Origin of the sequence: Faecalicatena sp. Marseille-Q4148 (genome assembly GCA_018228665.1) — a bacterium.
Taxonomy (GTDB): Bacteria; Bacillota; Clostridia; order Lachnospirales; family Lachnospiraceae; genus UBA9414.
The window spans coordinates 1,722,907-1,742,251 of the sequence record CP073692.1; the positions used below are offsets into that span (position 1 = coordinate 1,722,907).

General features: G+C 41.3%; 16 protein-coding genes and 1 pseudogene. 5 read left to right on the top strand and 12 right to left on the bottom strand.

The window, feature by feature from the left end:
• Positions 1 to 195 precede the first annotated feature (195 nt).
• The 5 genes from KFE17_08105 to KFE17_08125 form a co-directional block, all read right to left on the bottom strand.
• Positions 196 to 2,595, bottom strand: a complete 2,400-nt coding sequence (locus KFE17_08105; GenBank protein ID QUO30880.1) for a ribonucleoside triphosphate reductase — start codon at positions 2,593 to 2,595, stop codon at positions 196 to 198.
• A 142-nt stretch (positions 2,596 to 2,737) separates the two neighbouring features.
• Positions 2,738 to 3,433, bottom strand: a complete 696-nt coding sequence (locus KFE17_08110) for an anaerobic ribonucleoside-triphosphate reductase activating protein (GenBank protein QUO30881.1) — start codon at positions 3,431 to 3,433, stop codon at positions 2,738 to 2,740.
• Between the two features lie 154 nt (positions 3,434 to 3,587).
• Entirely contained in the window at positions 3,588 to 5,963 is a 2,376-nt protein-coding gene (locus KFE17_08115) for a glycyl radical protein (protein QUO30882.1), read from the bottom strand.
• Between the two features lie 4 nt (positions 5,964 to 5,967).
• Positions 5,968 to 6,876 (bottom strand): glycyl-radical enzyme activating protein, encoded by a 909-nt coding sequence (locus KFE17_08120; protein ID QUO30883.1) that lies wholly within the window; start codon positions 6,874 to 6,876, stop codon positions 5,968 to 5,970.
• Positions 6,877 to 7,287: 411 nt separating this feature from the next.
• Entirely contained in the window at positions 7,288 to 8,760 is a 1,473-nt protein-coding gene (locus tag KFE17_08125; GenBank protein ID QUO30884.1) for a transposase, read from the bottom strand.
• 172 nt (positions 8,761 to 8,932) lie between these two features.
• Between KFE17_08125 and KFE17_08130 the strand changes: the two genes are divergently transcribed.
• The 4 genes from KFE17_08130 to hydF are packed head-to-tail and all read left to right on the top strand — an operon-like array spanning position 8,933 to position 12,964.
• Positions 8,933 to 9,202, top strand: a complete 270-nt coding sequence (locus KFE17_08130) for an iron-only hydrogenase system regulator (protein ID QUO30885.1) — start codon at positions 8,933 to 8,935, stop codon at positions 9,200 to 9,202.
• A 13-nt stretch (positions 9,203 to 9,215) separates the two neighbouring features.
• Entirely contained in the window at positions 9,216 to 10,259 is a 1,044-nt protein-coding gene (gene hydE / locus KFE17_08135; GenBank protein ID QUO30886.1) for a [FeFe] hydrogenase H-cluster radical SAM maturase HydE, read from the top strand.
• A 47-nt stretch (positions 10,260 to 10,306) separates the two neighbouring features.
• Positions 10,307 to 11,728, top strand: a complete 1,422-nt coding sequence (gene hydG / locus KFE17_08140; protein ID QUO33666.1) for a [FeFe] hydrogenase H-cluster radical SAM maturase HydG — start codon at positions 10,307 to 10,309, stop codon at positions 11,726 to 11,728.
• A gap of 48 nt (positions 11,729 to 11,776) precedes the next feature.
• On the top strand, positions 11,777 to 12,964 hold the full coding sequence (gene hydF / locus KFE17_08145; GenBank protein QUO30887.1) for a [FeFe] hydrogenase H-cluster maturation GTPase HydF: 1,188 nt from the start codon (positions 11,777 to 11,779) through the stop codon (positions 12,962 to 12,964).
• A gap of 64 nt (positions 12,965 to 13,028) precedes the next feature.
• Here hydF and KFE17_08150 read toward each other — a convergent pair whose 3' ends face one another.
• The 4 genes from KFE17_08150 to rplM form a co-directional block, all read right to left on the bottom strand.
• On the bottom strand, positions 13,029 to 14,117 hold the full coding sequence (locus tag KFE17_08150; protein ID QUO30888.1) for a dihydrodipicolinate reductase: 1,089 nt from the start codon (positions 14,115 to 14,117) through the stop codon (positions 13,029 to 13,031).
• An 86-nt stretch (positions 14,118 to 14,203) separates the two neighbouring features.
• Entirely contained in the window at positions 14,204 to 15,034 is an 831-nt protein-coding gene (locus KFE17_08155) for a MerR family transcriptional regulator (protein QUO30889.1), read from the bottom strand.
• 153 nt (positions 15,035 to 15,187) lie between these two features.
• The gene (rpsI, locus tag KFE17_08160) at positions 15,188 to 15,580 is read right to left on the bottom strand and encodes a 30S ribosomal protein S9 (protein QUO30890.1); all 393 of its coding nucleotides are present in this window, start codon (positions 15,578 to 15,580) and stop codon (positions 15,188 to 15,190) included.
• Between the two features lie 29 nt (positions 15,581 to 15,609).
• Complete coding sequence (gene rplM, locus KFE17_08165; GenBank protein ID QUO30891.1) at positions 15,610 to 16,038, bottom strand: 50S ribosomal protein L13; 429 nt, start codon at positions 16,036 to 16,038, stop codon at positions 15,610 to 15,612.
• A 451-nt stretch (positions 16,039 to 16,489) separates the two neighbouring features.
• Between rplM and KFE17_08170 the strand changes: the two genes are divergently transcribed.
• Positions 16,490 to 17,797 (top strand): maltodextrin glucosidase, encoded by a 1,308-nt coding sequence (locus tag KFE17_08170; protein ID QUO30892.1) that lies wholly within the window; start codon positions 16,490 to 16,492, stop codon positions 17,795 to 17,797.
• Positions 17,798 to 17,869: 72 nt separating this feature from the next.
• Here KFE17_08170 and KFE17_08175 read toward each other — a convergent pair whose 3' ends face one another.
• From KFE17_08175 to KFE17_08185, 3 genes and pseudogenes are all read right to left on the bottom strand, one after another.
• Entirely contained in the window at positions 17,870 to 18,193 is a 324-nt protein-coding gene (locus KFE17_08175) for a hypothetical protein (GenBank protein QUO30893.1), read from the bottom strand.
• A gap of 45 nt (positions 18,194 to 18,238) precedes the next feature.
• Positions 18,239 to 18,745 carry a flavin reductase gene (locus tag KFE17_08180; GenBank protein QUO33667.1) on the bottom strand — a complete coding sequence of 169 codons (507 nt, stop codon included), beginning with the start codon at positions 18,743 to 18,745 and terminating at the stop codon, positions 18,239 to 18,241.
• An 18-nt stretch (positions 18,746 to 18,763) separates the two neighbouring features.
• Positions 18,764 to 19,336: pseudogene (locus KFE17_08185) on the bottom strand (HDOD domain-containing protein).
• Between the last annotated feature and the right edge of the window lie 9 nt (positions 19,337 to 19,345).

The following is a 19,345-nucleotide window of genomic DNA, read 5'->3' on the forward strand; positions in this document are numbered from 1 at the left end:
GTTTATTTCACAAAATATTGTATTGGCAATAAAAATTACTCATCAGCTCTAAAAAACTCTACAAAAAATACTTTTATCCATAGGCCGATTAGTAAAATGTACCAAAAAAAATAAGCCCTTAAGGGCTTACTCAATACATTATATTAATTTATGCCACCAGCTTCCAAAGCTGGCGGCATAAACTTTAGCATCCAATTAAATCTGCTCTGCGTACGCTCTGATATTGGATGCATTGGCCACTTTTTCGACCTCTCCATCACGGATTACAACAAGTGTCGGCGCCTGCATCACTTTATACTTCTTTGCAAGATCTTTATGTTCTTCCGCATCGACTAACTCATAATAGATCTTTGCATCTTCCAGCGTATTTCTGGCAATACTGCAATTCGGACATTTCTTTGTTGTAAAAAGAAGTGTTTTCACCTTCTCTGTACTTTTCGGACACATCTGCTCTGTACAAATCTGCTTTACACACTGCTCTGCCGTCTCTTCTTGCGCAGCATTTGTGTGCCCTTTCATGCCGGATTTTAACACATTATAGACTTTACGCTCTTTAAATTCCTGCGTTTTTCCGTCATTCCAGTTCTGCACCGGACGATAATATCCGGTAATACGACTATATACTTCTGTTTTGTTTCCACAAATCGGACATGAATACTGTTCTCCACTCAAATAGCCATGATCCTTACATACAGAATATGTCGGTGAAATCGTATAGTACGGCAATTTATAATTCTCTGCAATTTTGCGGACAAGCGTTGCTGCCGCCTTCCAATCCGGAAGCTTTTCTCCGAGGAATGCATGGAATACCGTTCCGGATGTGTAAAGCGTCTGCAGCTCATCCTGGATATCGAGCGCATCAAAAATATCCTCTGTAAAACCAACCGGTAAATGTGAACTGTTCGTATAGTACGGTGTTCCGCCCGGTTCAGCTGCCGTAATGATATCCGGATACTGCTCCACATCATGTTTTGCAAACCGATAAGTTGTTGATTCCGCCGGTGTTGCTTCCAGATTATAGAGATCTCCGTACTCCTCCTGATAAGAAGAAAGGCGCTCTCTCATATGATTTAACACCGCTTTTGAAAATTCCTGTGTACATTCATGAGTCATATCTGCACGAAGCCAGTCTGCATTCAGCCCTGCCTCATTCATACCGATCAGACCGATGGTTGAGAAATGATTATCAAATGTTCCGAGATAACGCTTCGTGTATGGATACAATCCTTCCTCCAACAGTCTGGAAATAATTGTCCGCTTAATCTTTAAAGATCTTGCTGCAATATCCATCATCCGGTCAAGACGATGATAAAACTCTTCCTCACTCTTTGACAAATATGCGATTCTTGGCATATTAATCGTTACAACACCGACAGATCCTGTACTCTCGCCGCTTCCAAAAAAGCCTCCGGATTTCTTACGGAGCTCTCTCAGATCCAGCCGCAGACGGCAACACATACTCCGCACATCACTCGGTTCCATATCACTGTTAATATAATTAGAAAAATACGGTGTGCCGTATTTTGCTGTCATTTCAAACAAAAGACGATTATTCTCTGTATCGGACCAGTCAAAATCACTTGTGATCGAATAGGTCGGAATCGGGTACTGGAATCCTCTTCCATTGGCATCTCCCTCAATCATAATCTCAATAAATGCCTTATTGACCATATCCATTTCTTTCTTACAGTCTCCGTAAGTAAACTCCATCTCCTTGCCGCCAACGATCGCCGGAAGATTCGCCAGGTCATTCGGTACTGTCCAATCCAGTGTAATATTGGAAAACGGCGCCTGTGTTCCCCAGCGGCTCGGTGTGTTTACCCCGTAAATAAAGGATTCAATACATTTCTTTACCTGTTCATAAGTGAGATGATCTGTCTTGACGAACGGTGCAAGGTAGGTATCAAAGGAAGAGAATGCCTGCGCACCCGCCCATTCATTCTGCATAATTCCAAGAAAGTTTACCATCTGATTGCAGAGTGTAGACAAGTGCTTCGCCGGAGCAGATGTAATCTTTCCCGGAATACCGCCTAATCCCTCTTGGATCAGCTGTTTCAATGACCATCCCGCACAATACCCTGTCAGCATCGAAAGATCGTGGATATGAATATCGCCGCTGCGGTGTGCATTGGCAATTTCCTCATCGTAAATTTCTGAAAGCCAGTAATTCGCAGTAATCGCGCCGGAGTTGCTGAGGATCAATCCTCCAACAGAGTACGTCACTGTGGAATTCTCCTTCACTCTCCAGTCTGTTACTTTCACATAGCTGTCCACGATATCTTTATAGTCAAGCAATGTAGATTTCATATTGCGAATCTTCTCACGCTGCTTGCGGTACAAAATATATCCCTTTGCCACATCGGAATATCCTGACTGTACAAGGACATTTTCTACACTGTCCTGAATCTCTTCTACCTGGATTAACCCATCTTTAATCTTCGGTTCAAAGTCTGCTGTCACTTTCAGCGTGAGCATGTCAATGATGCTTGGATGAGATTGTTTATCCTGTGCATCAAATGCTTTTGCAATTGCTACTGATATTTTATTCAAATCAAATTCTGCGATCTTACCATCACGTTTGATTACCTGATACATTGCTATCTTCCTTTCTTGTTCTCATTTCGTTCTCCCCGTGTGATGTTCATTTTAGCACTGTCAAATCGGGGTGTCAATAAAAGAAGAACAAGATATAGTGTATACATGAATTGTGTATAACCATATCTTGTTATCTGATAATTTATACAATTCCGCGCAAATATACATTCTTCATGTACTTCGCCGCAAGCTCTCCCGCCTCTTTCATCCATTGATCTGTATGACTGTGAAGCCCTTGTTCTATCACGTCTTCCGAGTCTTCAAACTTCTGAAGATAGTATTTTTCTGCCCCAAAAAGCCATTCTCCGATTCTGGAAATATCTTCTTTTTTATGAAATTCTCTGACAATAGTTGTTCTAAATTCATAGGGAAGATGTCCCTCCAAGAGCCATTTTGCTGATTGCTCTACCGCAGAGGTATCATATCCCGGAATTCCTATTGTCTCTCCATAACGCTCCCTTGCATTTTTAATATCCATAGCGACATAATCAATCAGTCCCTTTTGCGCCAGTTCTTTCAGTCGCTTTGGGGAACTTCCGTTTGTATCCAGTTTAATAAGGTATCCGAGTTCTTTTATCTTCGCCAACAAACAATCTAAGTCATCCCAGAGAAGCGGTTCTCCTCCGGTAATACAAACACCGTCCAAAATTCCCCTTCTCTTCTCCAAAAATGCCATTAACTTTTCTTCCGCAAGCTTACCCGCATCTTCCGTATGTGTTACAAGTGATGCGTTATGACAGAACGGACATCGGAAATTACATCCGCATGTAAAGATCGTACATGCTGCCTTTTCCGGATAATCTAACAGTGTCAGTTTCTGAAGTCCACTGATTTTCATTATATTCCTTCTTTCTTCGTCTCCTATCTCTGCATTGAGATATAAAATATGCCGGCCATTTCTGACCGACATATTCGTATTTCTTCTTTATGTTACATGAAATTTCAAAAATAATCAATGGTGCCTTTATCGTATTGAGATTTTCATATACAGATTATTCGAAGCTTTGTTCTGTACGCTCAATAATCTCATCCTGAAGTGCTTTGCTCAAGTTACGGAAATGATCGCTGTATCCGGCTACACGAACAATCAGATCTTTGTAATCTTCCGGATGTTTCTGTGCATTGATTAAAGTCTGACGGTCAATTACATTAAACTGAATGTGATGTCCATCCATATTGAAGTAAGAACGGATCAGATTTGCCATCTGGTCAAGCCCTTCTTCTCCTGCAACAACACTCGGTGTAAACTTCTGATTCAGAAGCGTTCCTCCTGTCTGAAGGTGATCCATCTTGGAAGCAGATTTTACAACCGCTGTAGGTCCATTCACATCAGCGCCCTTCTCCGGAGAAATTCCTTCTGAAACAGGCTTATGCGCCAGACGTCCATTTGGACTTGCCATCATGACTTCACCAAAATATACATGACAGGTTGTCGGAAGCATGTTAATGCGGTATGTACCGCCCTTCATATTCGGACGTCCTGTTACACTCTTCTGATAGAATGTAAAGATCTCTTTCATAAGCTCATCTGCATACGGATCATCATTTCCATACTTCGGCGTCTTATTGCTTACGAGATTCCAGATCACTTCATGGCCTTCAAAATTATCATCCAGCGCCTGCATCAGCTCTTCCATTGTAAATTTCTTCTCGTCATAAACATTATATTTCACAGCTGCAACACAGTCTGTAATTGTTCCGATTCCAACACCCTGAAGATAATTTGTATTGTAGCGGGCGCCGCCTGCATTGTAATCTTTTCCTTTAGAAATACAATCGTTTGTAATAATTGACAGGAACGGTACCGGCATATAGTCTGCATAAATCTTCTCGATGACATTGCTTCCCTGAATCTTAATATCAAGGAAATACTCAATCTGTTTCTTATAGGCATCAAAAAGTTCATCAAATGTCTTGAATTCTGTTGCATAACCAAGCTGAAGTCCAAGCTGTTTCTTAGCAACTTTATCATAACCATTATTCAATGTCAGCTCAAAAATCTTCGGCAAGTTAAAATATCCTGTCAGAATGTATGCTTCATTTCCGAATGCACCTGTTTCAACACATCCGCTTGTACCGCCTCGTCTGGCATCTTCCAAAGTCTTACCTGCATTCAAAAGCTCCTGTACGATTGCTTCTGTATTGTAGAAAGCAGGCTGTCCCCAACCTTTTCTGGAAATCTCACAGGCACGTTTCAGGAATTTCTGTGGCGTCTTACGGCTGATCTGCACGTTAGAACTCGGCTGAAGCAGCTTCATTTCATCCATACAGTCAAGAATCAGATAGCTAACGCGGTTGACACCATTTTCTCCATCCGGTGTGATTCCTCCTGTATTTAAGTTTGCAAAATCTGTGTAGGTACTGCTCTCTTTCAGAGTAATTCCTACTTTCGGCGGAGCCGGCTGATTGTTGAATTTTACCCAGAGACACTCTAATAATTCCAATGCCTTCTCATCATCTAAAGTACCTTCTGCCACATCATGCTCATAGAATGGATTCAAATGCTGATCCAATCTTCCCGGACTGTAAGCATCCCACGGATTCAATTCTGTCGTTACGCTCAAATGTACAAACCAGTATGTCTGGATTGCCTGCCAGAATGTCTGAGGTGCATGTGCCGGAACGACATCACAGTTTGCTGCAATCTGAAGCAGCTCTTGCTTTCTGATTTCATCTGTTTCTTTCTCTGCAAGCTCTCTTGCATATGCCGCATAGCGTTCTCCGAGAATCATGATCGCGTCACAGGCAATTGCCATACCTCTTAACTGATTCCGTTTTTCAAAGGCTTCTTTATCATTTGCAAAGTCAAGTTTTGCGATTGCAGCTTCGATTTCAGCCTTGTAATCCAGGAAGCCTTTTTCATAAATCTTAAAAGAACCTACCGTATGTCCAGGACCGCGCTGTTCCATGAACTCTGTAAAGATTCCTGCCTCATAAGCTGATTTCCATTCCGGTGTCATATTGTCGATGATTTTTTTGCGGATAGAACGTTTCTCCCAAAATGGGATAATCGTCTCTTCCTGGAATTTATAATCTTCTTCACGCACTTTAAAACTGATCAATTCACGATCATTCATAATGTGCATATCTTCTACCGTGTGACAGCAAAGTTCCGGAAATGTCGGTGCGGCCTGTGGAGAATTTCCTTTCTCTCCGACGATCAATTCTCCCTCTCCGATATACAGTGTTTTCTTTGAAAAATACTCTTTTAACACAAGCGCTCTTAATTCCGGAATAGAAACAGCTCCCTCATACTGCTTATATGTCTCTGTTTCAATTCTGGCACGCTCCATATCAATATGTGCCGCTGTGTCAAGACTGCGTCTGCGCAGATTTTTGATTCTTGCGTTCATTCCTCTCTCTTCCATGAACTTAACCTCCTATTTTTGTATTCTGAAATCCTTCACGGATAAACAACTGCTGAAACTCTTTCATCTCTTCTTTCGATGGTGTATGAAGATCTGAGCCTTCATAGTGCTCCCCAAGCTTACCATACTTTCCGGAACCTGTATTATGATACGGAAGGAGATTGACCTGTGCCGGATGAATTCCATTTTCTTTTAAAAACGCAATGATTGCACCCATGCTCTCCAAATCACCGTTTACTTCTTTGATCGTAGGAATCCGGATATAAATTCTTGCTCCTGCCTGACTGAGCCTGGTGACATTGTCCAGAATCAATGTATTATCCACTCCGATATATTTTTTGTGTTTCTCATGGTCCATAACTTTTATATCATATAAAAATGTATCAATATACGGAAGGATTCTCGCAAAGTTCTCATACGGTGCAAATCCACATGTATCTATTGTAACAGAAATCCCTTCCTGATTCAGCCTTTTCACAAGTTTTTCTATATAATTCATATTCTGAGACATGACTTCTCCGCCGGATAAAGTCACACCGCCTCCTGATTCCTCGTAAAACATCTCATCTTTTTTCAGTTCTTTCACGAGGTCTTCAATCTCCCATTCCGTTCCTGCAATTTCCCGGAGATTTCTCACACAATAATCAAGACATTTTCCGCATTGCTCACAGATTTCCTTATCCGTCCATACTTTCCCATCAATCTTCTTAATCGCATGTTCCGGACAGGCTTCTGCACATCGATAGCATCCGACACATTTCTCTTCATCGTACATGACTTCCTTCTGAAATGCCTGTGTCTCCGGATTATGGCACCACACACAATTTAACGGGCATCCTTTAAAAAATACACTTGTCCGGATCCCATCTCCGTCGTGAATGGAATATTTTTGTATATTCGTAATTAGCGTCATCTCTATCTCTTCCTTTTGGACTATGGTTTAAACTTCAGTCAAATTATATCAATCCCAGAATTCAATGTCAATATTTTATCATACATGATAATAAAATATCTATTATTGCAGTCTCTTTTTTACCTGTGATATACTAAAACAGTACTGATTGCAAAGGTTTTTCCTAAGCAAAAAGGCGTGAGATTTAAGATTTGATAATATGTACACATAACTGTGTGCCTATTTCTTATACCCATACGCCAAGTATGGGTATTTTTATTAGGTAATTGCGAAACTCACGAAGTTTGTTTGCAATCTTGAACAAGAAAAGGGATGAATTCATGCTCTGCACGAGTTCTGGAATAAAATGTGGGTAAGCGGACAGTTTAGGCGCACTTTAATAAGCCTTAGGCTTTATAGAGTTGGTAAGTCCTATGCTATGAGAGGTTTTAAACTTCGAATGTATTCGTGATGTTTGATTTTATCTGCAAGAACGACACTGATGAGTTGTGTAATACCTGCAAGAATTAAATCCACATACAAAGTCCTCTCATTCTGGGTTCGGCGTCCTGCAAGACAAAGATTATCCTTGATGTGATTGATGTTTCTTTCCACAACAGTCCTGATTTTGTAGGTATTATCCCATTCTTCGGTTCCGCGAATCGTTCCGGGATAAGCACGCAGATTCTTTTCAGGATAGATATAAACCATACGACCACCTCTTGATGTGGTACAGGGAGTTTTGCAACAGCATTGCCGATAGGATTTTCTGGTAGATTTATCGTAAGCCCACTTCATTTTGGGACAGACAAACTTGAATCTGGTAATACCGTTTCTTAGTTTAGAAGTGCATTCGTACTTCATAGAAAGCGAAGGGTCATGAGGACAGCAGGGGATACCATCTTCATTGATGGTATAGTCTGGATGTTCAAGTCCGGATCTTGCATTCAGTGGAATATAAGCTTTGGCGAAATGTTTGTCATTACCAAAAGTGTTACCAGTAAGAAGGCTCTTATAGAGCTGTGTGGTATCGAAAGCTGCATCTCCAAGGAAAGTTTTCGGATTAATCAGTGGATGTTTGGAAAAGAAGTCTTTGAGTGTCGGAATCAAAAGCTTTGAATCATGAACACTTTTATCCTCATCAGGGGAGTCGGATTTCTTTTCGATAATAATATCAGGATGTGCATACATAAAGTCTTTATTATAAAAAGAGATATGACGAATAATTCCCAGCCCATTGGTAACAATGCCAAATTTGAAAACATAGCAAAAATGGCCATTGATATAAAGTTGTTTGATTTCAGGGTTAGCAGAAGCATGGGAAGGCATGGAACCATAAGCAGCTTTGTAGGGGTCGTAAGATTTATCAAATCCCTGAGTTTTTGCATAAGCTTTAAGCTGTTTGATAATTCTGTTAGCATACTTTGGATTATTTTCTGTAACGAATGCTTCAATACCGGAAGAATCAAAGATAGTCATATCCGCTTTTGCAGAGTCAATTGCCTGACAGATAGGCTCAGTAACATCAACAAGTTTATCGAAAACAAGCTGCAGGTCACCTAAAAAGTCCTGTTTGAAGCGGGTTATTTTGGAAGCGTCTGGGACTTTGGTAAAACCACAAAATTCACGAAGAGGTTTTGAGTAAGTGAGAAAAGTCAAAAGAAGTTGATCCGTAGGGATGGAGAAAATACGTTGGATGATCAAAGCCCACAAAAAAGCTTGTAAAGGGTATTTACGGGTTCGTCCCGTTGATGCATAAAAATGATTTCTGAAAGAAATCGGAATAAACTCATCCAAATCGATATGAGTTTCCAATAGAGAAAGAAATGCAGGTTTGTCATTTTCAAATTTATCTTGGCAATCCGAAAAAATATCTGCCAAAGAAAGCTGTTTATATGGTATCATAGGTATTAGAATAACTCCTTTCTTGGATTGCGGATTTTAGTTTTTGGCAACTCTATTATACCATATCCAGTGAGGAGTTATTTGCTTTTGAGCAACAAAAAATGCCGTATTTATGCGGCTTGCGGCGTTTCGCAAACGCCTAGTATTTTTATATTTACGAGGAGGATACCTTATGGACAACCGAATCGCTCTGATCGGAATTATCGTGGAGAGCACAGAACACATTGATGATCTGAACCGGCTTCTCAGTTCTTACGGCAAATATATCATCGGACGCATGGGCATCCCTTACCGGGAGCGGAATATTTCCATTATCAGCATAGCGGTAGATGCACCGGGCGATATTATCAGCGCTCTGTCCGGAAAGATTGGTATGCTTTCCGGCATCAGCACTAAAACAATTTATGCAAAGACGCCCGCTGAAATAAAGGATAAAAGATAACAGGAGATCATATATGAAAACATTGGTTGATAAGCTGCGTTTTGAACACAGCCTTACAAAATCAGAATGGATCGAACTCATTAGCAGTCAGACGCCGGAACTGTCTGAATATGTCTTTGCGCAGGCAAGAGAAGTCCGCGATGCAGTCTATGGACATGAAATCTACATCCGAGGTCTGATTGAATTTACAAATTACTGCCGAAATGACTGCTATTATTGCGGAATCCGCAAAAGCAATCAAAACACAAATCGTTTTCGGCTCACACCGGACGAAATCCTTTCCTGCTGTCAGGTCGGATACGACCTCGGTTTTCGTACCTTTGTGCTGCAGGGCGGAGAGGACGGTTACTTTACCGATGAACGTCTGATCGCGCTCATTCGCCAGATAAAAAAGGATTTTCCGGCTTGTGCTGTTACTCTGTCTGCCGGCGAGAAATCCCATGACAGTTATCAGGCGCTCTTTGAGGCAGGCGCTGACAGATATCTGCTGCGCCATGAAACTGCCAGCATCTCACATTATCAGAAGCTTCACCCCGCTTCTCTTTCAGCTTCACACCGTCAGAAATGTCTGTATGATCTGAAAGAGATCGGTTATCAGACCGGTGCAGGCATGATGATCGGCTCTCCATACCAGACAGCAGAACATCTGGCAGAAGATATGCTCTTTTTAAAAGATCTAATGCCGCACATGATCGGCATTGGCCCATTTATCCCTCATCACGATACCCCGTTTGCCAAAGAAGCTTCCGGTACGATCGAACAGACATTATTCATACTCGGTCTTGTACGGCTTATGATCCCGGAAGTGCTTCTTCCGGCTACTACAGCACTCAGCGCCATCCGCCCGGACGGAAGAGAACTCGGCATTCTCGCCGGAGCGAATGTAATTATGCCTAACCTGTCACCGTCCAACACAAGAAAACACTATCATTTGTATGATAATAAACCTTTCAGTGGATTAGAAGCAGCAGAGCATCTTGCAGAACTTCGAATACGCATGAAAGAAATGGGCTATACTGTCGTCACTGCCCGCGGCGACTCAAAAGTAATATCATAAACGGCATCACGTTTACAAGATAAGAAAAGGAGAACAATATTATGGCTATCTATGATCCAAAATCAAGAATTGCAGACGAATTTATTAATCACGAAGAGATTCTTCAGACACTTGACTATGCTGAACAGAACAAGCACAACGAACAACTCATTTCAGAAATTATCGAAAAAGCAAAAGAGCGCAAAGGCCTCTCCCACCGGGAAGCATCTGTCCTTCTGGCATGTGATCTTCCGGAAAAGACACAGGAAATCTTCGCACTTGCAGAACAGATCAAGAAAGATTTCTACGGAAACCGCATTGTTATGTTTGCACCGCTTTATCTTTCAAACTATTGTGTCAACGGCTGTACTTATTGCCCGTATCATTTAAAAAATAAACATATCGCCCGCAAAAAACTGACACAGGACGAAATACGCCGGGAAGTTATTGCACTTCAGGATATGGGACATAAACGACTTGCTCTGGAAACAGGCGAAGATCCTGTCAACAGCCCAATTGAATATGTACTGGAATCCATTAAAACAATTTACAGCATTAAGCATAAAAACGGCGCGATCCGCCGTGTCAATGTGAATATTGCTGCAACTACTGTGGAAAACTATCGCAAGTTAAAAGAAGCCGGTATCGGAACTTATATTTTATTCCAGGAGACATACCATAAAGAAAGCTACCTGGAGCTCCATCCAACCGGACCGAAACATGACTATAATTACCATACGGAGGCTATGGACCGTGCAATGGAAGGCGGTATCGACGATGTCGGCTGCGGCGTTCTCTTTGGTCTTGATAAATACCGCTATGAATTTGCCGGACTTCTGATGCATGCAGAACATCTGGAAGCTGTATGGGGCGTTGGTCCTCATACAATCAGTGTGCCGCGTCTTTGTCCTGCTGATGATATTGATGTTAATGACTTTGATAACAGTATCAGCGATGACATTTTCGAAAAAATTGTTGCCTGCATCCGTATTGCGGTTCCTTATACAGGTATGATCATTTCCACAAGAGAAAGCCAGAAGAGCCGTGAACGCGTCCTTCATCTTGGTATTTCCCAGATCAGCGGCGGTTCTAAGACAAGCGTTGGCGGCTATGCCGAACCGGAGCCGGAGGTAGAAAATTCAGCACAGTTTGATGTAAGCGATACCCGTACACTGGACGAGATTGTGAAATGGCTTATGGATATGGGCTATCTTCCAAGTTTCTGTACTGCATGCTACCGCGCAGGCCGCACCGGAGATCGTTTCATGTCTCTTTGCAAGAGCGGTCAGATTCAGAACTGCTGTCATCCAAATGCTCTGATGACATTAAAAGAATATCTGGAAGACTATGCCGCTCCTGAGACAAAGAAAGTCGGAGAAGCACTCATTCAAAAAGAACTGGAAAACATTCCGAATGAAAAAGTAAAAGAAAGAGTTGTTCAGTATCTGAAAGAAATGGAACAGGGCGGAAAACGTGATTTTCGGTTCTAATTTTTCACAATAATTTCTATGATTGATACTTTGAAAGGACTGAGACTTATGAGTTTGAACAATACACCTGCCGCCGACCGCATCCATATCGGAATCTTTGGGCGACGCAATGCCGGTAAATCAAGTGTGATCAATGCCATTACCGGACAGTCTCTTGCTATCGTTTCAGACATAAAGGGAACAACAACCGATCCTGTCTCGAAAGCAATGGAACTGCTCCCGCTCGGCCCGGTTGTCATCATCGATACTCCGGGGCTTGATGATATCGGAGATCTGGGCGCTCAAAGAATCCAAAAAGCATATCAGGTTCTAAATAAAACCGATATTGCCATCCTTGTAGTGGATGCCTCTGTCGGATTTACAAAAGAAGATGAAGCAATTTTAAAACGGATCCGCGATAAAAAAATTCCTTACGTTACTGTTTTAAATAAAATTGACTGGTGTGAAACACTTCCAGAAATCCAGGAGTCTTCCAATACAATCTGTGTCAGCACCATTACCGGCTACCATATTCAGGAGTTAAAAGAAATGATTGCCGCACAGATTCCTGATAATGCATCCGACAGCTGCCTTGTGAGGGATTTGATCGCTCCTTCTGATTTTGTTATTCTTGTTGTTCCGATTGACAAAGCAGCTCCCAAAGGCCGCCTCATCCTTCCACAGCAGCAAACAATCCGGGATATCCTTGACGGTCACGGTATTTCCATTGTTGTATCTCCGGAAGAACTGCCCGGTACAATTGCATCACTTGGCAAGAAACCTGCGCTTGTCATTACTGACAGTCAGGTATTTGAAGAAGTTGCCCGGCTTACTCCGAAAGAACTCCCATTAACTTCTTTCTCTATCTTGTTTGCCAGATATAAGGGCAGCCTGAGTCTCCTCTCAGAAGGGGCTCTTACGATCGACCAGCTAGAAGACGGGGATACTGTTCTCATCTCGGAAGGCTGTACTCATCACCGCCAGTGCGGCGACATTGGTACAGAAAAACTTCCTGCCTGGCTTCAAAAGCATACCGGAAAACAACTGCAGTTTGAATTTACAAGCGGAACGGAATTTCCTGAAGAACTGCAAAAATACCGTCTCATCATCCACTGCGGCGGCTGTATGCTAAATGAACGCGAAATGAAATACCGCCTTCTCTGTGCCAAAGACCAGAACATACCTATCACCAACTATGGTATGGCAATCGCGCATATGAAAGGAATCTTAAAAAGAAGTATGGAAATCTTCTCATAAAAGTATGAGCCTCTGCTGCCGCGGCATCATCCGCTGGCAACAGAGGCTCGTTTTATTTTTGGTTCTATTTCGTTTTTACATATTCATTGATTGGCCGGAGCATATACTCATTATACGGGAACTTATCTGTCGTTACATATCCTGCCGGAGCATCAATTAGCTGTGCAATACGATTAACCAGAGTTGCACATGTAAGCTCTACCGTGGCCGGTCTATTTACAATACTTGTTGTTTCCGGTTCTCCATACAGTGTCCACTCATTTTTATCAAATTCTTCCGGAGCAAATACTTTTCCTACGCACTCAGTTTCTAAAATAATTCCTTCTGTTGTCTCAGTTGTAACAATTGCTCTCATACCCGTTGCATTGCCAGCCTTAATAGTCATTCCGAGCGTTTCTGAATATAAATCAGTCTCCCATGTGCAAGGAACACATTTCTGTGTTTGAGAAACCACTGTCAATCCAAGCTTGCTTGCGAGCCAGCCATTCTGATTCCACATATAAGACGGAACATATTCTCCGCTTTCCACTTTCTGCTTAATCTCATCGGAAGTCCAGTGATTACATGTCCCAATCTCTGTCTCAAATCTATCTAGTGGAAGGCCTGCTCCATGTCCCTCTGCAAGTGCGATTCCATAATCTTCCACATTATACCAGCTGCTGCCGACAATTTTTTTCACTTCAAAAGAAGAACCCATTAAGTTGGTTACCATAGTACCCCAGAACAGATCACAATAACCTACGCCAGTCAGTGTACATCCGCCTTCTTTTGCCAATGCATCCAGTTTAGCTGTCAGTGCAGGAGAAGAATTCCATGGATACAATGCCTCTTCACAGGTAGTAATTGCATTTACCCCATGTTTTGCACAGATTGTAAAAATATCCTCCAGCTCGGCAACTGTACTTCTTGTCGCAATGATACACACATCCGGCTTCAATTCTCCGATCATTCTGTCCGCTTCTTCTACGGCAGATACTTTCACACCAACTTCCGGGTAACCATTTCCAATAATCTCACTAACATCTTTTCCAACAATAGCCGGATTCACATCAAACGCTGCAAGAAGATCACATCCTTTTGCGATTGCATACCTCATTAACCAACGGCTCATTCTTCCACATCCATATTGTACATACTTAACTTTTCGATCCATACAATACCTCCTGCATCTTCTGCTTAGAATTACTTTCAGTGCACTTTTGTTATATTCTTATCATAAAGCCTATTGTATGTATAGAGTCAAGATAAAGTTACCGGAATCTGCATCTTGCTGAACATCTTCCGCTTCTCTTCTTCCATCACAGGAAAATCAATTACTACTTCACAAATATAATCTCCCGCAATTGTATAGCCGCTTTTCTTAATATGATCTAACAGTTTTCTGGCGCAGACTGCCTCCTTTGAAAAATCATCCTCACATATGCATACATACATCCCGGCAGGGAGAATCTCGCAATGTTCTAATCGGTCATCTGCAAATAAAAACACTTCATGCGAAGAAAGATTCCCTTGTGCAATACACTGTTTTCGAATCAGCGTCCCGATATTGCAAAATAATGACAGCGGAACATCATTATGTATCAACTGGTTTTTCATCTGTCTTAACATGTATTCATACCCAGATTCATCTTCCTGAAAAAAATCTTGTTGACAAAAACAGCTGTAAATTCTTCTTTCAGGCTGATACTCCAGAAAAATCTCTCCATTTTTAGGAAGTGCTTCGTATTTTTTATAGTTTTCTAAAACCCTTCGAAGCGTTCCCCGAATCTGCTCCAGTTCCTGCAGTCTGCTGCAAATATCTGCATACTGCACTTCTAATTTCTCTTTTACCGGTTCTGTACCTCCACAATCAAGCAGACTGCGGATCTCTTTCAATGTAAGACCATACATCTTCATATTTTGAATCAAATCGATGCGGGCCGATTGCAAAATGTGATAATACCGATAACCTGTCTCGGGATCAACTTCCTGTGCCTTCAAAATCCCTTCTCTGTCATAGAGCCTGAGTGTCTGCTCTGAAATGTGGTTCAGTTGTGCCATTTGTCCAATCGTCAATCTCTGTAAATCCATATGCAAACCTTATCCTTGATATAATGTTTATAGGTAACTGTATATATGGATTATACCATTGCTATATAATAAAATACACACAAAAACTCCCCAGAACCGAAGTTCTGAGGAGTTGAAAAATCTTTTTGAAATTGTACGTTCCAAAACGTATGATTAACGTTTAGAGAACTGTGGTGCTCTACGAGCTGCTTTGAGACCGTATTTTTTACGTTCTTTCATACGTGGGTCACGAGTTAAGAATCCAGCTTTCTTCAGAACTGGTCTGTATTCAGCGTCTGCCTGAAGTAATGCTCTTGAAATACCATGACGGATAGCACCAGCCTGTCCTGTGTATCCACCACCGCGTACGTTAACGATTACGTCAAATTTATCTGCTGTTTCTGTAGCAACTAATGGCTGACGAACGATAAGTTTTAATGTCTCTAATCCTAAATATTCGTCAATGCTTCTTTTATTAATTGTGATATTTCCTGTTCCAGGTACTAAATATACTCTTGCGATTGATTTTTTTCTTCTTCCTGTTCCGTAGAATTTTGCGTTAGCCACTGTAATTTCCTCCTCTCAAACTTACCTGATTAAAATGTTAAAACTTCTGGTTTCTGTGCCTGATGAGCATGCTCTGCTCCAGCGTAAACATGAAGTTTTTTGATCATTGCTCTTCCTAAAGGTCCTTTTGGGAGCATTCCTTTTACAGCAAGTTCGATAACTTTCTCTGGTTTCTTAGCCATCATCTCTTTTAATGTAGTCTCTTTCATTCCGCCTACATACTCAGAGTGATTGTAGTAAATCTTCTGATCTAATTTCTTACCTGTTACAGCGATTTTTTCAGCGTTAACAACGATTATATAATCACCTGTATCAACGTGTGGTGTATATTCTGGTTTATTTTTTCCTCTTAAAACTTTTGCTACTTCAGAAGCAAGACGTCCTAATGTCTGGCCTTCTGCATCAACTACATACCATTTTCTTTCAATTTTGTCTGGATTAGCCATGTAAGTTTTCATTGGTTGACCTCCTGATATTAATTATCTACTTTTACTATTATAAATGTGATTTATTATGAAAGCAGCTTACTCCGGGGCTTTGGTGTAAACCGTTTCTTCTCATGTCATACTTCCTTAGTATATTATCTTTCTCTATTTATGTCAACCATTTTCTTGATTTTTACCCACTAAAATTCTACTAAATTTTTCTCTGAAAACTCCTGAAAACTAGGCAATAAATCCCACCTCTCGTTCTTTTTATTTCGGTATCTGACATAGATGTTAAAAGCTCCACAGCTTCATCTACTATCGTATGGCGCAGGGTATCAGGTTTTATGGTGGTATCTTCCAAAATTTCCCGCCTTTTCTCTCCCTTCTCATGTTATAATACTGATATGCGGCATAAACGACCGCATATTTCCCATGATTTTGGAAACAACATCAAAATACTATCTTTAAAGGAGAACCAATTATGTGGGCTTATCATAGTATCTTTTATCAAATTTATCCAATCGGATTTTGCGGCGCACCAACTTCCAACGACGGGATTACTGTACCGCGCATAAAAAAACTTGGCGACTGGACCGATTACCTTGAATCTCTCGGCGTCAATGCCGTCCTTTTGAATCCCGTATTTGAATCGGATCATCACGGATACGACACAAGAGATTTCCTGAAAATAGACTGTCGTCTCGGTACAAACGATGATTTCCGAAATGTCTGTGAAACACTTCACGCACATGGAATCCGAATCGTTCTGGATGGCGTTTTTAACCACGTGGGACGAGGCTTCTGGGCATTTCAGGACGTACTGGAAAAGAAATGGGACTCTCCGTACAAAGACTGGTTTTATATCCATTTTGACGGTAACAGCTGTTACAATGATGGTTTCTGGTACGAGGGCTGGGAAGGACATTTTGAACTGATCAAGCTTAATCTACAGAACCCTGCCGTTACAGATTATCTATTAGACTGTGTTAAAAACTGGGTAGAAATGTTCGACATTGATGGTCTGCGCCTGGATGTCGCTTATAGCCTTGATCGAAATTTTATGAAACGTCTCTGTTCTTTTACAAAAGAATTAAAACCAGATTTTGCTCTTATCGGTGAAGTTTTATTTGGAGATTATAATCTGATTGTCAATGATGAAATGCTCCATAGCTGTACCAATTATGAATGTTATAAAGGACTGTACTCTAGCTTTAATGATATGAATCTCTTCGAAATCGCCCATTCTTTAAACCGCCAGTTCGGCCCGGAGCAATGGTGTATTTACCGCGGCAAACATTTAATGACTTTTGCAGATAACCATGATGTAACAAGACTTGCCAGCATTTTGAAGAATCCGGCACATTTGCCGCTTGTCTATGGCATACTCTTCGGAATGCCGGGAATTCCATGTATTTATTATGGAAGCGAATGGGGTGAAGAAGGCACAAAAGCGCCTGACAATGATTTCGCCCTCCGCCCTTGTTTTGAAGCACCAAAGCCAAATTCACTGACAGAATTTCTGAAGAATCTGATTCATATTCGTCAAGACAGTGATGCTCTCTGCAACGGTTCCTATCGAAATATTATCATCCAGAATCATCAGCTCATCTTCGAGCGAACGACAGATCACGAACGCATTTTCGTAGCTTTGAATGCTTCTGAAACTCCTTTTACGGCATACCATCAGGAGCTAAACGGCACTGTAGTAGATCTGATTACAGATAAAGAAATAGCAATGAATGGAAGTCTGGAACTTCCTGGATATTCCGTGCAGTATTTAAAATTTTAGAAAAAAGCTGCTGCAAAATGTTTTTTCAAGTTCTCATTTTGCAGCAGCCTTTATGGTCTTTTCTATGTATTCTTAATTTTGATGAAATCCGCCCATCACAATACTATATGTCCACGCAAATATAAAATATGCATATAACACAGCAACTCCACATGCCGGATACAGTACGATATGTATCGTTGGAAATGGAACATGTTTTCTTTTTACCTGATAAATATCATAAACAATATTGGCAAGCATCAAAAGTAGCTGACAGCGAAACAGTATCCTTATCATCTCCATAATCAAATGATTCTCATCCGGAAATGTCTGTCCATAAAACTGAATCCACAGTCCGATAAATAACAATAAAACTGCTAAAATACAATTTATCAGCATCAATTTATTTAGTTTCACTTGAACCACATCCTTTGCGTGAAGCTCTTTTATCGCATCTTCCTCTTATTTCTTCACAAGTACCTTTGTGATCTCCGCAATATACATTGTATGGTAATCTTTCTGCGGATAGCAATTCTCATCTGCATCTTTGTCGATGAATTTCTCAGAACGAATCTCATCTGCATACAGTTTGCGGCAGACAAACACTAACTCCGCCTCTTCAAATGCAGTTGTTCCATCCACATAATATGGTGTTAATCCTGCTTCTTTGATCTTATCCCTGTCTTTTCCGGAAACTTTTCCACAGAGAGTAAGCGCTTCCCGACAGTTATCCCCAAAAAAGCTTAATGTAAACACATCCTGTGCATCTACAAACTCTTTCGTGTAACGCTGTGGACGAATATACGCTGTCACAACATTTTTGCCCCAGAGAACTCCAACACCGCCCCAGCTCGCTGTCATTGTGTTGTGTTTTTCTTCATTTCCTGCTGTGATTAACATCCATTCTTTTCCGATCTTTGTAAATGGATTCATCTGTAACTCTTCAATTGATACTTCCTGAAATGACATTGTTTTTTCTCCTTTCATAATCCCGAGAACCTCATACAGGTTCTTTCCCATCTTCTTTTCAAAATAGTCGCGAAGCTCATAGCATCGTTTTCGTTTCTCTTCCGGATAACTTCCATATCGCTTTGTAATATCTGCGATCCGCTTCTCCATCGCCACAGGCCCCTCCGGCAGCGCCAGCGCGTCACAGAGCTGGATGAGCAGATCGTAATCATCATATTCAACGGATGTTAGATATGCTTCTACTTCTTCTGCATCTTCCGGAGGAACATCTATATTTCCAATGTATGTGTGAATCCCCTTAATCTGAAAGGAATGTGTCATGCAAATTCTTGCCGCCTCATCCCATCCATGCTCCATCATGCATCGATAACCGTCAATGATATGCTTAAAATGTGTTCCAACAGTAATTCTCCGGCCAATATCGTGAAATAATCCTACAATATAAGCTTTTTCCGCATCCATTCCTTCACAGTGTTCTGCAATCCGTTCCGCACACCACGCTGCAACCCGGCAATGGTCTCCCCACGGTCCCGGGTGGATTTCCTCGGATTCACGGACAAACTGCTCTGCTTCTTCTCTTGTCGGCAGCATATCATCACG